The sequence below is a fragment of the Pseudomonas sp. FEMGT703P genome (assembly GCF_002786345.1).
Taxonomy (GTDB): Bacteria; Pseudomonadota; Gammaproteobacteria; order Pseudomonadales; family Pseudomonadaceae; genus Aquipseudomonas; species Aquipseudomonas peli.
Window position 1 is genome coordinate 706688 of the sequence record NZ_PGCM01000010.1, and the last position, 17020, is coordinate 723707.

A 17020-nucleotide genomic window follows, 5' to 3' on the forward strand; every position below is an offset into this window, starting at 1 on the left:
AAGTTACGCCAGGTGATCAAACACTCCCTCGACTCTGCCGGCCAACTCGATGCTGCTGCCCGCAACCTCGGTGATGTTGCGGGCCAATCGCAACAGCACAGCGAGCAGCAGTCGCAGCAAATGGAACTGGTTGCCACAGCGATCAATGAAGTGACTTATGGCGTGCAGGATGTGGCAAAAAATGCCGAACACGCCGCTACAGAGGTGCACACGGCCGAAGAGCAAGCGCTGCAAGGTCAGCAGAACATTGAAGCCAGCCTGCGCCAGATCAATGCGCTGTCCGCCACCATCGACCAAGCGGTAACGGTGATTCAGGCCCTGGCTCAGGAAAGCACGCAGATAGGCAGCGTATTAGAAGTTATCCGCTCGATTGCCGAACAAACCAACCTGCTCGCGCTCAACGCGGCCATCGAAGCCGCCCGTGCCGGTGAGCAAGGCCGTGGGTTTGCCGTAGTGGCCGATGAAGTGCGCCTGCTGGCGCAACGCACGCAAAAATCCACAGCGGAAATCCAGGTCATGATCGAGCGCCTGCAAGGCAACTCCGAAGCAGCCGTCAAGGTGATCAACGACAGCAGTCAAGCCTCTCAGCTGACCATCGAGCAAGCCCGTCAGGCCGGAACCAGCCTGACGTTAATCGCCAGCGGGCTGCGCAACCTCAGCGGTTTGAACGCTTCCATCGCCAGCGCGACACTGCAACAATCGCACGTGGTCGAAGACATCAATCAGAACGTCACCCAGGCAGCCAGCCTGGCCCATAACAACGCCCTGGCGGCGCAGCAATCCAGCGATGCCGGGCAACACTTAGGTCAGTTGGCTGAGCAGCTCAATCGTCTGCTTGGACAGTTCAGGGTATGAGAACGCAATGAGCAACATGGAACACCAGGAAGTCGACCTGAGCAAACCGCAAAACCAAGACCTGATTTGGGACTTGGACAGCATCGCCCGGCGCGAACTGGCGGAACGCTTTATCAAGCTGTTCGAGAACCGCCTGTGCGTGTATTCGGAGTCAACGCGGCAGTTGTACACCAACTACGACCTACACTTCCCCAGCGATATGGGCCGCAAGATGGTGGTGCTGCCCAATCCCTATGCCTTCCACGACACCCTGCATGGCATCGAGGCGCATGCTGTCCGTAAAACCGGGCTGTGCGTGCTGCCCGGCGTGGTCCTGCGCAAGCCTGGCTTGCTGCTGACTACGATGATCAAGGAAGGCGGCCCAGCACCGAAAACCATGCCGTTCAAACCAGCGTTGGCGCAAATCATCAGCAACCAGAAGAAGGCAGGCGATATCTTCCTGCCAATCATGATGAAGGGCGATCTGCGTGAGTTCGACCAGCAGATGCCCTATATCCACCTGCACCGCCTGCAGGTTAGTCGCCTGACGCGGCTATCGACCTTCGAGCGCGACGATATTCAGCAGTCCATTACGCGCAAACTGCTTATGCTCTATCGCCAGGCCGACAGTCTCACCTGCCACTGAGACGCAGCCCTGCCGTGAGGGCAATAAAAAAGCGGGCATCCGTCAAGGAATGCCCGCTTTATGCTTTAGCTGCGCTAAATCTTATTGCTGGCTGACCCAGAACACCGCGGTGACGACGAAAATCACAATCAAGGCGAAAATAGCCTTGGCATCGACCACGCTGTCAGCATTATCCGGCTCACTGTGTTCACTCATGGACTACCCCTCTTGTTGTGTTTATGGGTGAATCGTCTTCTGCAGTTAAGACCAGCATGCCCGCTTACTCAAGCCGTAGGGCTATGTTCAACGGCCGTCTTATCCCTTTAAGTTCTTTCCATATACTCAAACATCACTTTTGCGCATAACCCTGAGCTGGTATCTTCCTCCGGCTCCGCAGGGAGTGCGCGGCCGTGCGCGCTGATAGCTGTAAAAAGCCTGATAACAGGACACTCCATGTACGTATACGACCAGTACGACCAAAAAATCGTCGAAGACCGCGTCAAGCAGTATCGCGATCAAACCCGCCGTTACCTTGCCGGTGAACTGAGCGGTGAAGAATTCCGCCCGCTGCGCCTGCAGAATGGCCTGTACATCCAGCGCTTTGCGCCCATGCTGCGCGTTGCCGTGCCGTACGGTCTGATGTCGTCCGCCCAAGTGCGCATGATGGCCAAGATTGCCCGTGACTACGATAAGGGTTACGCGCACATCAGCACCCGTCAGAACGTCCAGTTCAACTGGCCAGACCTTGAAGATGTGCCTGACATTCTTGCCGAGCTGGCCACCGTGCAGATGCACGCGATCCAGACCAGCGGCAACTGCATCCGTAACACCACCACCGACCAGTTCGCTGGTGTGGCCAAGGATGAAATCATCGACCCACGTCCGTGGTGCGAGATCATTCGTCAGTGGTCGACCTTCCACCCTGAGTTCACCCACCTGCCGCGCAAGTTCAAGATTGCCGTAAACGGCGCAGTCAGCGACCGTGCCGCGATTGAAGTGCACGACATCGGCCTGGAAGCGGTACGGAACGAAGCCGGTGAGCTGGGCTTCCGTGTGTCCGTTGGTGGCGGCCTGGGCCGTACCCCGATCGTCGGCAGCTTTATCAACGAATTCCTGCCGTGGCAGCACCTGATCAGTTACCTCGACGCCATCCTGCGTGTGTACAACCGCTACGGCCGTCGTGATAACAAGTACAAGGCGCGCATTAAGATTCTGGTCAAGGCGTTGACCCCTGAAGTGTTCGCCGAGCGCGTGAATGCTGAGTGGGTCCATCTGAAAGATGGCCCGACCACCCTGACCGAAGCCGAAGTGGCCCGCGTTGCCGCGCACTTTATCGATCCAAGCTACAAAGCCCTCGACGATCAGGATGCCGCTCTGGCTGCCCTGGATGCCGAACACCCAGGCTTTGCCCGCTGGCGTCAGCGCAACACTTTCGCGCACAAGAAGCCAGGCTATGTCGCCGTGACTCTGTCGCTCAAGCCAACCGGCGTGGCGCCGGGCGATGTCACCGACAAGCAGTTTGATGCGATTGCTGACCTGGCCGACCGCTACAGCTTTGGCGAAGTACGCAACAGCCACAACCAGAACATCATCCTCGCGGATGTTGAGCAGGCGCAGCTATTCACCCTGTGGGGCGAGCTGCGTGAAAACGGTTTCGCCACGCCGAACGTCGGCCTGCTGACTGACATCATCTGCTGCCCGGGCGGCGACTTCTGCTCGCTGGCCAACGCCAAGTCGATCCCGATTGCCGAAGCCATTCAGCGCCGTTTTGACGACCTGGATTACCTGTTCGACATCGGCAATATCGACCTGAATATCTCTGGTTGCATGAACGCATGCGGTCACCACCACGTGGGCCATATCGGCATCCTAGGCGTGGACAAGAAAGGTCAGGAGTTCTATCAGGTGTCCCTCGGCGGCAGCGCTGGCCGTGACGCCAGCCTGGCGCAGATCCTCGGCCCCTCCTTCGCCGAAGCGGACATGGCTGACGTGATCGACAAGATCGTCAAGGTCTATGTCGAGCGCCGCACCGAAGAAGAGAGTTTCCTCGACACCTTCCGCCGTATTGGCGTCGACCCGTTCAAGGAGCGCGTATATGCAGCGAATCATTAAGAACGGCCAGCTGATCGATGAAAGCTGGCACCTGTTGCCCAAGGACGCCACGCTGGACGGCATACCCAACTGCGACGACCTGATCGTGCCGCTGGGCCTGTGGGTCGAGCACAGCACCGCGCTCAAGGCCCGCGATGGCGGCTTGGGCGTGTGGCTGGATGCCGGTGAGGAAATAGAGGAAATCGCCGATCAGCTGGATAACTTCCAGGTCATCGCGCTGAACTTCCCGGCCTTTACTGATGGACGCCACACCTCCACCGCCTACCTGCTGCGTAACCGCTACGGCTACAAAGGCGAAGTGCGCGCCATTGGCGATGTGCTGCGCGATCAGTTGTTCTCTTATCTACGCGTAGGCTTCGATGCCTTCGCCCTGCGCGAGGACAAAGATCCGCTGGATGCCTTGAAAGCCTTCGAGGAGTTCAGCGAGGTCTATCAGGCCTCCACGGACCAGCCGCTACCGCTGTTCCGTCGCCGCGCCTGATTCTGCCGGCAATTCAAAAGGCCACCCCTTGGGGTGGCCTTTTTTGTTTATTGCGATTCAACCCAGATTGACCAGCACCCGACCGACCTGCTTGCCCGCGAGGATCTGCGCAATTGCATCCGGCAGTTGCTCAAGCGTCACTTCGGTGACCAGTGCATCGAGCTTGACCTTCCACTGCAGCGACAGCTTGTCCCACATCGACGCCTTAACCACCAACGGCAGCTCAACCGAATCAACCCCGAGCAGATTCACCCCACGGAGAATAAAGGGCAGCACACTGCCCTTGAAACCGACCCCAGCCGTCAGACCGCAGCAGGCAACGCTGGCACCGTAGCGCAGCGACTTAACCACGTTGAACAGAATATCCCCGCCGACGCAATCCACCGCACCAGCCCACTGCTCTTTGAGCATCGGCTTATCGGTGCCGTCCTGCAGCTCGGCACGCAACACAATTTGCTGCGCGCCCAGCGCCTTGAGGTAATCCGCCTGCTCCGCCTTGCCAGTCGATGCCGCCACGCGGTAACCCAGGGTAGTTAACAAAGCCACCGCGACACTGCCAACACCACCTGTGGCACCCGTCACCAGTACGCTGCCGGCATCCGGCGTCAGCCCGCTTTGCTCCAGTTTGTCGACACACAGCGCAGCCGTCAGCCCAGCGGTGCCAAGCACCATAGCCTCGCGCAGCGATAACCCTTTAGGTCGTTTCAGCGCCCAGCTGGCGGGAATGCGAATGTACTGAGCCAACCCGCCCGAGGTGTTCATGCCCAGGTCATAGCCGGTGACGATCACCTCATCGCCGGCGCTGAACTCAGCCACACTGGAAGCCTCCACCACGCCCGCGGCGTCTATACCCGGTGTGTGTGGAAAGCTTTTGGTCACGCCACGGTTGCCACTCGCGGACAACGCATCCTTGTAGTTAAGCGAGGAATACTTGACCCGAATCAACAGCTCGCCGGCGGGCAAGTCATCGATATCACGCTGCACAATCACCTGTTCGAAACCGCCCGCGGCGCTTTCACGGGCTTGCAATGCACTGAACTTGCTCATGTTCTTCCTCTGTATGACGGACCGATTACCAGAAGCGTTGCTGATTCAAACGACTCAACCAGTTCAGAACGAAACGATCCAGCGCAACGCTGCCCGCCAGTCCAACGCGCTCCTGCAGGGTTTTCTTCTCGGCATAGTGCAAATGAAACAGCTCGGCGCTCTTGGCGCGCTCTGCCAGGTATTCGTCACTGGTCTTCAGCTCATCGACCAGTTGCTTCTCCAACGCCGCCAGGCCCAGCCAGACTTCACCCGTGGCAATCTGGTCGATGTCCAGCTGCGGCCGGTAGCGGGCAACAAAGCCCTTGAACAACTCATGGGTGGTTTCCAGGTCTTCCTGGAACTTCTCCCGGCCCTTCTCGGTGTTCTCGCCGAACACGGTCAGGGTGCGCTTGTACTCACCGGCGGTAAGCACTTCAAAATCGATGTCATGCTTCTTAAGCAAACGGTGCACGTTGGGCAGCTGAGCCACCACGCCAATCGAACCGAGGATGGCGAACGGCGCGGAAATGATCTTCTCGCCTATGCAGGCCATCATATATCCGCCGCTGGCCGCGACTTTGTCGATGCAGACGGTCAGTGGCACGCCCGCCTGACGAATGCGCGCCAACTGTGAAGAGGCCAGCCCATAGCTGTGCACCATGCCACCACCACTTTCCAAGCGCAGCACCACTTCATCCTGCGGCGTTGCCATAGTCAGTAAAGCAGTGATTTCGTGCCGCAGGCTGTCGGTGGCCGAGGCTTTAATGTCGCCATCAAAATCCAGCACATAAACGCGCGGTTTGTGAACACCGGCCTTCTTTTCCTGCTTCGCAGCCTTGGCTTCAGCTTTACTCGCGGCTTTCAGTTGCTCTTTATCGAGCACCGCATGTTCCATGCGCTGATGCAGCTGCTTGAAGAAATCATTGAGCTTGTTCACCTGCAACTGACCCGTGCCCTGACGGCCTTTGCTACGCAGAGCGGCAATCGTCACCAGCACCACCACGATGGCAATAACCAGGGTCACTGTCTTGGCCAGAAAGCCGATGTACTCTGCAAAAAACTCCACGTATTCCCCCTTTTCCCCATGGCTGCGCGCACTCACTGACTGCGCACATTAGCGCCCAAGCATACCGAGGCCATGGGTTCACGGCCAGCAAGCAAGGTCTAGACATTCAGCGCATTCATGCAATTCAAACAAGCGTATGTTTTTACGTTGACAGCTCTTGAGCTTCCTCATACCCTCGCGAAACTTTCACCGCAGCGGAATCGAGCGGACGTGGGCAGCATCTACCTGATTCGACATGGCCAAGCCTCCTTCGGTGCAGACGATTACGATGTGCTATCGCCCATTGGAATTCGCCAGGCCGAAGTGCTGGGCGAGCACCTTGCTCAACTGGGTATACGCATTGACCGCAGTGTAAGCGGTGATCTGCGCCGCCAGCAGCACACGGCTAACAGTGCCTTACAGCAATTGGAGCAAGCCGGCATTGCCATTCCATCGCTGGAGATTGACTCAGCTTTCAATGAGTTTGATGCCGACGCCGTAATCCGCAGCCTGCTGCCGGACATGCTTGGCGAAGAACCCGAAGCCCTGCACATTCTGCGCAATGGCGCGCAGAACCGAGCTGAATTTCAGCGCCTGTTCGCCAAGCTGATTGGCCGCTGGATTTCCGGTGAGCACGACATGCCGGAACTGCAAAGCTGGCAAGGCTTCGTCGAGCAGGTTCAGGGCGGCCTCAACCGTCTATTGGAACAGGCTGACAGCAAACAAAACATTGCCGTATTCACCTCGGGCGGCACCATCACCGCCCTATTGCATCTGATTACCGGTATCGCGCCTGCACAGGCGTTTGAACTGAACTGGCAAATTGTTAACACCTCACTAAGCTGCCTTAAGTTTCGTGGCAGCCAAGTGAGCCTGGCTTCCTTCAACAGCCATGTGCATTTACAGCTGTTGAAGGCGCCGGAGCTCATCACGTATCGCTGAGCTTCGGCCCACTGCACCCATCACGGGCGCTAGAAAAACCTGAGAAAAAGGAAGAAACCATGAGCGTTGCAGACATCGTCAATACCATGCAGTCCAAATTCAACGCCGGTGCCGCTGCAGGCCTGGACCTGGTGTTTCAATTCAACATCGAAGATGGCGAGAACTACGCGCTGATCGTCAAGGACGGCACCTGCGCCGTTGAGAAAGGCGACAACGCCAACGCCAACGTGACCCTGATCATGGACACCGAGACCCTGAAAGGCATCACCAGCGGCGAAACCGACGGTATGCAAGCGTTCATGTCCGGCAAACTGCGCGCCGAAGGCGACATGATGCTGGCCATGAAGCTGGGCGAGCTGTTCCCGGTTTAAGCGGTAAAGCTACTGCGCGGCACCAAAAACCGGAGTCATTGACTCCGGTTTTTTTATGGCCGCCATCCATGGCGGCCACCCTACGGGCCGTCGCTACGCGACGTTAACACTGGCTCCCGACCATTGTTTTATGGCTAAAAACTAAGCTTGAATGACCAATCAGGCAGCTTGATTGGGTAGCAACACGCCCACCTATAACGGCGGGTATTCCTTGTGAGCAGCAAGCTGCAGCATTAGATTAGCTAATTATCTTAGGCACCCATCATAAGCAGAAGGGATAAACATGGCGCTTACTGACCAGTCCACCCGAATCCGCGAAGGCGAAGAACTCGACGCTGCGGTCATCGACCAGTACCTCAAGGCGCATATCCCTGGCTTGGCAGGCGAGCCGCGCATCAGCCAGTTTCCTGGCGGCGCCTCGAACCTGACCTATCTGCTCGAATACCCCAACCAGGAATTTGTACTGCGTCGTCCGCCCTTCGGCCACAAAGCCAAATCGGCTCACGACATGGGCCGCGAGTACCGCATCCTCAATCAGCTTAACGCCGGTTTTCCTTACTGCCCGAAAGCCTACGTGCACTGCACCGACGAGTCGGTGATCGGTGCCGAGTTCTATGTCATGGAACGGGTCAACGGCATCATCCTGCGCTCGGAGATGCCAGCGGAGCTGAACTTCAGCGCCGAGCAGACCCGCGAGCTGTGCAAGAGCTTTATCGACAAGATGGTCGAACTGCACAACGTCGACTATCAAGCCTGCGGCCTGGGTGACCTGGGTAAGCCTGAGGGCTATGTGCAGCGGCAGATCGGCGGCTGGAGTGATCGCTACGACAAGGCGCTGACCCCCGACGCACCGTTGTGGGAGCCAGTCAAAGCCTGGCTCAAGGACAAGATGCCAGCCGACCACCACAAGCCCGGTATCGTGCACAACGACTACCGCTTCGATAACGTCATCCTCAGCCCGCAGAACCCAAGTCAAATTATCGGCGTACTGGACTGGGAGCTGACCACCATCGGCGATCCGCTGATGGATCTGGGCAATACCCTCGCCTACTGGATCGAAGCCGGCGACTCGGCGCCGATCCAGATGATGCGCCGCCAGCCGAGCAACGCCCCTGGCATGCTGACTCGCCAGCAGTTCGCCGACTACTACGCTGAACGCTCAGGCATCGAGATCAAGAGCATCGACTTCTACTACACCTACGGCTTGTTCCGCCTGGCCGGCATCGTGCAGCAGATCTACTACCGCTACTTCCATGGCCAGACTCAGGACAAACGCTTCGCGCAGTTCATTCACATGAACAAGCTGCTGGAGCAGATGAGCCTGCAGGTCATCAATAAATCGCAGCTGTAAACGGCCGAACAGGCCTCTCATAAGAAAGGAAAAGCCCATGTCCAAGACCCATCTGTTCGACCTCGACGGCAAGATCGCTTTCGTCTCCGGCGCCAGCCGTGGCATCGGCGAGGCCATTGCCAAACTGCTGGCCCAACAAGGCGCTCACGTCATCGTTTCGAGCCGCAAGATCGACGACTGCCAAAAAGTCGCGGATGCCATCATCGCAGACGGCGGTAAGGCAACGGCAATTGCCTGCCACATTGGCGAGATGGAGCAGATCAGCAACGTCTTCGCGCAGATCAAAGAGCAATTCGGCCGTCTCGACGTACTGGTCAACAACGCCGCCACCAACCCGCAGTTCTGCAACGTGCTCGATACCGATTTGGGCGCGTTCCAGAAGACCGTTGATGTGAACATTCGCGGTTACTACTTCATGTCCATCGAGGGCGGCAAACTGATGAAGGCCAACGGTGGTGGCAGCATCATCAACGTGGCCTCGATCAATGGCGTCTCGCCGGGTGAATTCCAAGGTATTTACTCGGTCACCAAAGCTGCCGTCATCAGCATGACCAAGGTCTTCGCTAAGGAATGCGCGCAGTTCGGCATTCGTTGCAACGCCCTGCTGCCAGGCCTGACTGACACCAAGTTCGCCTCAGCGCTGACCAAGAACGATGCCATCCTCAAAGTCGCCTTGCAGCGCATCCCGCTCAAGCGTGTGGCTGATCCGAGTGAAATGGCTGGCACCGTACTGTACCTGGCCAGCGATGCCTCCAGCTACACCACTGGCGTTGCATTGAATGTGGATGGTGGCTTCCTCTCCTGAGATAGCCACTCCAATAAAAAAGGGACCCTCGGGTCCCTTTTTTACTGCCTGGAATTTACTGCCAGTCCTTCAGCGCCTGCTTGGCCGCCGGATTCATTGGCTCGGCGAGCAAGCCAGCAGGTGTAAGGTTGATGCTGTACACCGCCTCATCGGCCAGCGGCAGGTACGTTACCCGGCGCGCCTGTGGATCGAAGATAAACAGATCATGCTGACCCAACCGCAGCCAGCGCCAAAGATCGATACCATACGGGCTGTGCGCCAGCTCGACACGGGTATGCTGCGCCAGGCTCTGCTGTTCGATGGAAAGAAAACGCCCTGAGAGCTTTTCCAGGCGATAACCTGGCTGCAAACCAATCAACTCGGCCAGCCCCTTCCACTGCAGAAATCGCGCATCAAGCTGCCAGAGGTCGCCCTCCATGGTCAGTGTGCGCTCACGACCGCCCTCCAGCACACTGACGCGATACAGCGGGCCGTCAGCCTTGAAGCTCAACGTGGCCAGCGGCTTACCTTCAGGAATTGCTGCGTAGCTGCGCAAATCGTTGGCCAACAGACCAACCAGCGCCGCCAAGGCGAGAAATGCCAGGCCGCAGGTGCCACGCAACCAACCGAGAAACCAGTGACGATTGAACAGGATGCGCGCCGCAACAAACGCCGCCAATAACCCTAGCAATGCCGTTGCCCATGCCAGTCCGCCGTATTGCATTGCCGTGCATTCCTTATGCGTGAGATTGCCGGCATTATGCGCAGCTACCTGGCTATAGAACAGCCAGAGAACACCACAATTAGACACAGGACGTGTTTTTAAATGGCTTTCCCGTTTGAACTCAGCGTTGATCTAAGCACACTGGCAATTCTCGCCATGGTCGCGTTTATTGCTGGCTTTATCGATGCAATTGCCGGCGGTGGCGGTCTGCTGACCATCCCGGCGCTGCTGACGGCCGGCCTACCGCCGCACCTTGCTCTGGGCACCAACAAACTCAGTTCGACCTTTGGCTCGGCTGCTGCCAGCTACACCTTCTACCGGCGCAAATTGTTTGACCCCGGCCAATGGCGCAACGCGTTGATTGGCACGGCCGTCGGCGCGCTTCTCGGAGCCGCGATGGCGCAATGGCTGCCGTCGGAGTGGTTGAACCAACTGCTACCCGCCGTGGTATTTGGCTGCGGCTTGTACCTGCTGTTTGGCAAAACTCCGGATGCGCCGCTGCTTGCCGAAGCGCCGATTGCCAAAGGCCGGCAGTGGCCACAAAGCCTCAGCCTGGGTTTCTATGATGGGGTTGCAGGCCCTGGTACGGGCGCTTTCTGGACGGTCAGTAGCCTGCTGCTCTATCCGCTCGACCTGGTCAAGGCCAGCGGCGTGGCGCGCAGCATGAACTTCGTCAGCAATATCTGCGCACTGACCGTGTTTATCATCAGCGGACAAGTGGCCTGGCTGCTGGGTATCTGCATGGGGTTGGCGTTGATGGTCGGTGCGTTTCTCGGGGCACGCACCGCGATCAAGGGCGGATCGAAGTTTATCCGCCCGGTATTTATCCTGGTGGTCTTGGCGTTGACCGTGCGCTTAGCCTGGCAGCACTGGTTCGGGCTGACCTAGACGGCGCGCCACATAGACGTCGATCAGATAACGGGCAATCGAACGCGAAGCCGGCAGTGGCGGCAGGTCATGCACACTGAACCACTGCGCATCCTCGATTTCATCGACCTGCATGACGATATCGCCACTGGCGTATTCAGCATGGAAGCCCAGCATCAGCGAATGCGGAAACGGCCAACCCTGGCTACCCAGGTACTGCAGGTTCTTGATCTCGACCCCGACCTCTTCGCGTACTTCACGGGCTACGCAATGCTCGACCGACTCCCCCGCCTCCACGAAGCCTGCCAGAGTGCTGTAAACCCCGGACACAAAGCGCGGCGAGCGCGCCAGCAGAACCTCATCGCCGCGAGTAACCAGCACAATCATGCTGGGTGAAAGCCGCGGGTAATGATGCAGCTCACAGCTTACGCAGTGCATCGCGCGTTCGCCCGGCATATGTTGCATCGATCCACCACAGCTGCCACAGAAACGATGCTGGCTGGCCCAAGTGCCAATCTGGGTGGCGTAGCTGAGCAACTTGAAGGTATCGGCATCGCCTTGCAGCATAAATTGGCGCAGGCTCTGCCAGGCGCAGCCCGGCATCTCGAATGGCTGACTCAACTCCAGCAGATAAACAGCATCGCCATCAAAGTGGCCTAAGCCATGCTCAGCGATGATCGGTAAATCCTGCTTTTTCAACCACTCACGGGGAAACAGCACACCGTTGCTGTCTGCTAGAAAATGCTGTTTGCAATGCACAACCGCCCAGCCACCAGGCTGCTGGCTGTCAAGCAGTTTAGGTTGCCAGCGGATCATGCTCACACCTCCAGCGGCATGCCCAGGGCACGCACGCTTTCTGCCGCGAGATCAAGCACGCTGGGCTGGGTTTCCGGACGCATCACCGCCCCGGCTTCGAGGTAGTACTCAAGGCTGCTAAGGGCATCGGCAAGGGTTTCCAACATCTGCTCGGACGGCATATGCGGCGCATCGAACATATGCTGCTGAATGTAATCGGCGCAGGCACCGACCAACTGAGCGGCGCGTTCCTGACCAAGGAACCACAGCCCACCACGAACGGCTTGCAAACTGAACGGAACATTCGACAGATGCATGCGCTCGCCGCCCGATTCGAGGTAGGCGGTAATTGCCCGCTTGGCCAGAGCCAGCCCGGCTTGGGCCTCGTCGACCACCACAATACGGGCCTCATTGAGCTGGTGCAGGGCAAAGGAGTCAGCTTCTTCACCAGGCTGAGCCTGCGTGGGTCTTACTTCACGGCGCTCGCCGCGATCCAGACTGGCAACCATGCCTTCGACGTACAGCACCGCATCGGCCAGTTTATGCAGCTCGTGCGCTTGCGGCGCACTCTCCTCGCTCCAGCTGGCGACAGTCTGCAGTTGAGCGTTTAGGGAGTTGCCAGCCGAACTGAGGCCAACCATACCCAAGGTCTTACTCAACTTACCAAGCAGGGCATGCAAGCTATTGAGACTGTCACTTTGCAGGGTGCCGCGCTCGATCAGGTCAAGCATATCCTTGACGCTGTTGAGTTCCTCACGGATCGCCGAGCTCAGCGAGCGCATTACGGCCTGTCCGGGACCTGCCAGGCGCTGGTATTCCTCTTCCAGTAGGTGATCGGTAAAGGGTAAGGGCGTCAAACCGAACACTTCACTTAGGGCGGTCGCTTGCGGCCCACGACTGTCGGCCAGGGCCACCAAGTAGAGCAATTCTTTGAGTAACCCACGAGGCGCTTCGTATTGACCATTTACGAAAAGTTGCTTGAGCTCGCGGTCAATTCGCGAAAACAGCTGTTTACGCGACTTGCGCGCCAGCAGCTGACCGTCCACCTGCGCCTCAACAGCCGCTGCACCAACCCAGCACAGGCGACCGCGCGGCTCGTTGGCAAACAAGCTATCGAGACGACTCAGTGCACGCCCCATCAATTTGAGACTGGCTTGTGGGTTCTGCTCACGGATAAAGCCCAGCAGCCCCACTTGATACATGTGCCGTAAACGACGCGCTTCGCTCTCAGGGGCAGCGCCATCAACCGAGGGCGGCGAGGTGCGCGGGCGGGCATGGTCGAGGCGCACGCTAAAGAAGAAGCTTTCTGGCAAGGCGGCCTGACCGCCGGCCTGACGGAGATCATTGATCGCCGGCAGCAACAGCTCCGGCATTTCTTGACGGTGGGCTTCAACGTTTTCCAGATAACGGCGCAGCACATGCAATGCGTTGCTCAGGGCGGAAAGCTGCGCATCGCGCTCTTCGCCGGCACCGGCGGGAATATCAGTGGCCTGATCCAGCACTTCCTGGGCCAGTAACTCGGCACCGGCTAGTTCAATCAGATTAAGCGTACCGCGCACCTGATGCAGGTTTTCCACGGCCTGTTGCAACAGACTGCCGTTGTGACGGTCGGCGATAAAGTGTTCGAGGCTCGACTCGGCCTCTTCCATGGTGGCAAACAACTCATCGCGCACCAGATTAAGCGACGTGGCTCCAGAAACCATGAGCTATTGCGCCTCCCGCGTTAGGAAAAAAGACAGGTGGAAGGGCAACATCAGTCGGCAAACTCCGGTTTCTGCTTGCTCATATGAGCGGCCATGGCCACCCGCAGATCGGCCGATTGCAGCATGGCGGCGTTCCAGGTGGCGATGTATTCCAGGCCATCATCGACGCGGTGATCGCGCATGTAGCGAATCATTTCCTTGGTGCCACGAATGGCGACCGGCGACTTGCTAGCGATCTCACGGGCAATACCCATCACGCCCTCAAGCAAGGCATCGACATCGGCATAGGTACGATTGACCAGGCCAATGCTGCGCGCCTCCTCACCCTCAATGGTGCGGCCGGTAAAGGCCAGCTCGCGCATCATGCCATCACCAATGATGCGCGGCAGACGCTGCAAGGTACCCACGTCGGCGGCCATGCCAATGTCGATTTCCTTGATCGAGAACTGCGCATCGACCGTCGAGTAACGCATGTCGCAGGCCGAAATCAGATCAATCGCGCCGCCCAGGCAGTAGCCTTGAATGGCTGCAAGCACCGGTTTACGGCAATTGTCTACAGCGTTGAACGAGGCTTGCAGTTCAAGAATCTTGCGCCGCAGCTTTTCGGCATTGCGACCGACATCCGAGCCCAGCTGGCTGCCAATCGACGCGAGCATCATCAGGTCAATGCCGGAGGAGAAATGTTTGCCCGCGCCGGAGATCACCACCGCACGCACCTCATCGGTGTCATCAATCCAGCGGAAGATCTCGATAATCTCGCGCCAGAAGTCCGCATTCATCGCGTTGACTTTTTCTGGGCGGTTAATCACCACGTGGGCGACCTTATCTGCCAACTCGACATTAAAGGCTTTGTAGTCGGACACGGCAGTCATCCTCAGCAAGGGCGCGGAGCGCGTAAATCTTATTAGGGTAAAAATCGAGCAACTATAACAACCAACCGACAAATGTCGATGCTGGCCACTGTGACGCAGGCCACGTCATCAAAGTTAAGCTCAATTTTTACTTATCGGCGATAAGCGCTTGATCTACTGAGAAAGACTGGCGGCAAACCAGCGCATATAGCTGGTGCCGCCGGGCAAAGGTACAGGCCAGAGCAGGATCAGGCCTTGATGCAGTCCACGGTGTAGACGCCACTCTCACGCTGCAGGCCGTGCACATCGGCATCGAAACCAGGGAAGCTGCGGTCAAAGGTACGGGCAAAGGCCAAGTAATCGATGATCGAACGCGTCTGCGCAGTAAAACGCTCGCCTGGCATGATCAGCGGAATACCTGGCGGATAGGGCACCAGCATCACCGCAGCGATCCGCCCCTCCAGCTGCTCAATCGGCACCGCCTCGACTTCGCCGCGTACCAGTTGGTTGTAGGCATCAGCGGGTTTGATCGCCACTTCCGGCAGCACCGTGTACATACGCTTGAGTGCCTTGGCCGTAGCGTTTTCGCGGTAGCAGGCATGCAGCGCATCACACAGGTCACGCAGCCCCATGTCCTGATAAAACGCCTTGCCAGCCTGGGCGATAGACGGCAATACATCGCTTAACGGCAAGTTGGCGTCATAGCTGCGCTTGAACTCCAGCAACTCGGTCAGCAGCGTGCTCCACTTGCCTTTGGTAATGCCCATAGAGAACAGCACCAGGAAGGAATACAGACCGGTCTTCTCCACCACCAAGCCACGTTCCCAGAGGAACTTACTGACCACGGCAGCCGGAATGCCCCGCTCGGCCAGCTTGCCGTCGGCGGTCAGCCCTGGCGTGACCAACGTGACTTTGATCGGGTCAAGCAGCACATAGTCTTCAGCCACCTCACCAAAACCGTGCCAGTCGGCTTGCGGTTGCAGCAGCCAATCCTGAGTCACCACATCATCGGTGCCTTCGGCTTTGGCCGGCTGCCAGATGCTAAACCACCAATCATCAGCACTTAGGTTCTGCCGTAGGTTGGCCAGGGCGCGACGGAAGCTCAGCGCTTCATCGAAGGTTTCTTGAATCAGTGAGCGGCCTGCTGGACCTTCCATCATCGCCGAAGCCACATCCAGCGAGGCGATGATGCCGTACTGCGGCGAGGTGGAGATGTGCATCATAAAGGCTTCGTTGAAGCGATCTCGATCCAGTTGGCGCACACCGCCATCCTGCACATGAATCATCGAAGCCTGGCTGAATGCGGCCAGCAATTTGTGGGTGGAGTGCGTGGTAAACACCAGCGGCGCTGCTTCGGTACGTGCGGTGCCCATGCCGTAACGCCCGGCATAGAACTCATGAAATGCTGCATAGGCATACCAGGCCTCGTCGAAATGCAGCACTTCAACGCTGTTGCCCAGGGTCTGCTTGATCAATTCTGCGTTGTAGCAAAGGCCGTCGTAGGTCGAGTTGGTCACCACCACCAGCTTGACCATCGCCCCGCTGCTGCTCGGCACACGACCGCGTGCCAGTGGGCTGGCATCGATCTTGGCCTGGATCGATTCACGGCTGAATTCGCTCAGTGGAATCGGCCCGATGATGCCCAGCTCGTTGCGCTCTGGGCACAGGTACAACGGGATCGCACCGGTCATGATGATCGAATGCAGGATCGACTTATGGCAGTTGCGATCCACCAGCACTAGGTCATCCCGGCCGACCATGCTGTGCCAGACGATTTTGTTGGCAGTCGAGGTGCCGTTGATCACGAAATAGGTGTGATCGGCGCCAAAGTTACGCGCCGCGCGGGCTTCAGCCTCGGCGAGCGGGCCGGTGTGATCGAGCAACGAACCCAACTCAGGCACCGATACCGATAGATCAGAACGCAGGGTGTTTTCCCCGAAGAACTGGTGAAACGCCTGCCCCACCGGGCTCTTGCGATAGGCCACGCCGCCGCCATGGCCGGGCGTGTGCCAGGAATAGTTGGATTGCGCCGTGTGCTGCACCAGCGCCTTGAAGAATGGCGGCAACAGGCAATCCAGATAATTGCGCGCCGCGCGGGCCACCTGGCGGGCCAGGAACGGCACGGTGTCTTCGAACAGATAGAGGATGCCGCGCAACTGGTTGAGATCCACCATGGCCTCAGCCGGCGCATTCTCGATGGTCACCTGCTCACCGAGGGCAAAAATCGGCAACTGTGGCGCACGACGGCGGGCGATGCGGATCAGCTCAACCATGTCCTGCAGCAGGTTCTTGTTTTCACCCGCACCTTCGGCCGCGACCAGGATGCAGGCCAGGCCGTGGTGTGTGGAAGCGACGATGCGCCCCTCGGCGGAGCTGGCGGTAGACAGAATGCTGAAGCCGTCCTGCTCCAGTTCTTGGGCGATGGCGCGCACCCGGTCACCGGCCACGGTATCGGCCTTGATGTCACGGTGCACGATCAGGACGGGGAACTTGAGGTCTTTATACATTG

Annotated in this window: 16 protein-coding genes; 9 read left to right on the forward strand and 7 right to left on the reverse strand. The window is 58.3% G+C overall.

What is annotated here, in order from left to right; genetic code table 11:
* Window positions 1-120 precede the first annotated feature (120 nt).
* The 4 genes from CUR33_RS20835 (at window position 121) to CUR33_RS16840 (ending at window position 4052) form a co-directional block, all read left to right on the forward strand.
* Complete coding sequence (locus CUR33_RS20835; protein ID WP_448703178.1) at window positions 121-855, forward strand: methyl-accepting chemotaxis protein; 735 nt, start codon at window positions 121-123, stop codon at window positions 853-855.
* A 7-nt stretch (window positions 856-862) separates the two neighbouring features.
* Window positions 863-1480: a hypothetical protein gene (locus CUR33_RS16830; RefSeq protein ID WP_090255835.1), complete on the forward strand. Its 618-nt coding sequence runs from the start codon at window positions 863-865 to the stop codon at window positions 1478-1480.
* A 432-nt stretch (window positions 1481-1912) separates the two neighbouring features.
* The gene (locus CUR33_RS16835; protein ID WP_289240346.1) at window positions 1913-3571 is read left to right on the forward strand and encodes a nitrite/sulfite reductase; all 1659 of its coding nucleotides are present in this window, start codon (window positions 1913-1915) and stop codon (window positions 3569-3571) included.
* Window positions 3555-4052, forward strand: a complete 498-nt coding sequence (locus CUR33_RS16840; protein ID WP_090255837.1) for a DUF934 domain-containing protein — start codon at window positions 3555-3557, stop codon at window positions 4050-4052. The genes CUR33_RS16835 and CUR33_RS16840 overlap by 17 nt, the downstream gene beginning before the upstream one ends.
* Window positions 4053-4109: 57 nt before the next feature.
* Here CUR33_RS16840 and CUR33_RS16845 read toward each other — a convergent pair whose 3' ends face one another.
* Window positions 4110-5099, reverse strand: a complete 990-nt coding sequence (locus CUR33_RS16845) for a YhdH/YhfP family quinone oxidoreductase (RefSeq protein ID WP_289240347.1) — start codon at window positions 5097-5099, stop codon at window positions 4110-4112.
* Between the two features lie 25 nt (window positions 5100-5124).
* On the reverse strand, window positions 5125-6144 hold the full coding sequence (sohB, locus tag CUR33_RS16850) for a protease SohB (RefSeq protein WP_160086804.1): 1020 nt from the start codon (window positions 6142-6144) through the stop codon (window positions 5125-5127).
* Between the two features lie 210 nt (window positions 6145-6354).
* Here sohB and CUR33_RS16855 point away from each other — a divergent pair, with 210 nt between their 5' ends.
* The 4 genes from CUR33_RS16855 to CUR33_RS16870 all read left to right on the forward strand — a co-directional run bounded on the left by CUR33_RS16855 (window position 6355) and on the right by CUR33_RS16870 (window position 9592).
* The gene (locus CUR33_RS16855) at window positions 6355-7065 is read left to right on the forward strand and encodes a histidine phosphatase family protein (RefSeq protein ID WP_289240382.1); all 711 of its coding nucleotides are present in this window, start codon (window positions 6355-6357) and stop codon (window positions 7063-7065) included.
* A 59-nt stretch (window positions 7066-7124) separates the two neighbouring features.
* Entirely contained in the window at window positions 7125-7436 is a 312-nt protein-coding gene (locus tag CUR33_RS16860; protein ID WP_090255840.1) for an SCP2 sterol-binding domain-containing protein, read from the forward strand.
* A gap of 283 nt (window positions 7437-7719) precedes the next feature.
* Window positions 7720-8787 carry a phosphotransferase family protein gene (locus CUR33_RS16865; protein ID WP_160086808.1) on the forward strand — a complete coding sequence of 356 codons (1068 nt, stop codon included), beginning with the start codon at window positions 7720-7722 and terminating at the stop codon, window positions 8785-8787.
* A gap of 37 nt (window positions 8788-8824) precedes the next feature.
* Window positions 8825-9592: an SDR family oxidoreductase gene (locus CUR33_RS16870; protein WP_090255842.1), complete on the forward strand. Its 768-nt coding sequence runs from the start codon at window positions 8825-8827 to the stop codon at window positions 9590-9592.
* Between the two features lie 55 nt (window positions 9593-9647).
* On the opposite strand, the gene CUR33_RS16875 is transcribed toward CUR33_RS16870, so the two are convergent.
* Window positions 9648-10295: a hypothetical protein gene (locus CUR33_RS16875; protein WP_170049555.1), complete on the reverse strand. Its 648-nt coding sequence runs from the start codon at window positions 10293-10295 to the stop codon at window positions 9648-9650.
* Between the two features lie 102 nt (window positions 10296-10397).
* Here CUR33_RS16875 and CUR33_RS16880 point away from each other — a divergent pair, with 102 nt between their 5' ends.
* Window positions 10398-11183: a TSUP family transporter gene (locus tag CUR33_RS16880; protein WP_289240348.1), complete on the forward strand. Its 786-nt coding sequence runs from the start codon at window positions 10398-10400 to the stop codon at window positions 11181-11183.
* Here CUR33_RS16880 and nudC read toward each other — a convergent pair.
* The 4 genes from nudC to CUR33_RS16900 all read right to left on the reverse strand — a co-directional run bounded on the left by nudC (window position 11151) and on the right by CUR33_RS16900 (window position 17018).
* Window positions 11151-11978, reverse strand: a complete 828-nt coding sequence (nudC, locus tag CUR33_RS16885) for an NAD(+) diphosphatase (RefSeq protein ID WP_289240349.1) — start codon at window positions 11976-11978, stop codon at window positions 11151-11153. The genes CUR33_RS16880 and nudC overlap by 33 nt on opposite strands.
* A 2-nt stretch (window positions 11979-11980) precedes the next feature.
* Window positions 11981-13660 (reverse strand): ferrous iron transporter B, encoded by a 1680-nt coding sequence (locus CUR33_RS16890; RefSeq protein ID WP_289240350.1) that lies wholly within the window; start codon window positions 13658-13660, stop codon window positions 11981-11983.
* 50 nt (window positions 13661-13710) lie between these two features.
* Window positions 13711-14523 (reverse strand): crotonase/enoyl-CoA hydratase family protein, encoded by an 813-nt coding sequence (locus CUR33_RS16895; RefSeq protein ID WP_160086816.1) that lies wholly within the window; start codon window positions 14521-14523, stop codon window positions 13711-13713.
* A 236-nt stretch (window positions 14524-14759) separates the two neighbouring features.
* Window positions 14760-17018 carry an Orn/Lys/Arg family decarboxylase gene (locus CUR33_RS16900; RefSeq protein WP_289240351.1) on the reverse strand — a complete coding sequence of 753 codons (2259 nt, stop codon included), beginning with the start codon at window positions 17016-17018 and terminating at the stop codon, window positions 14760-14762.
* Window positions 17019-17020: the final 2 nt, after the last annotated feature.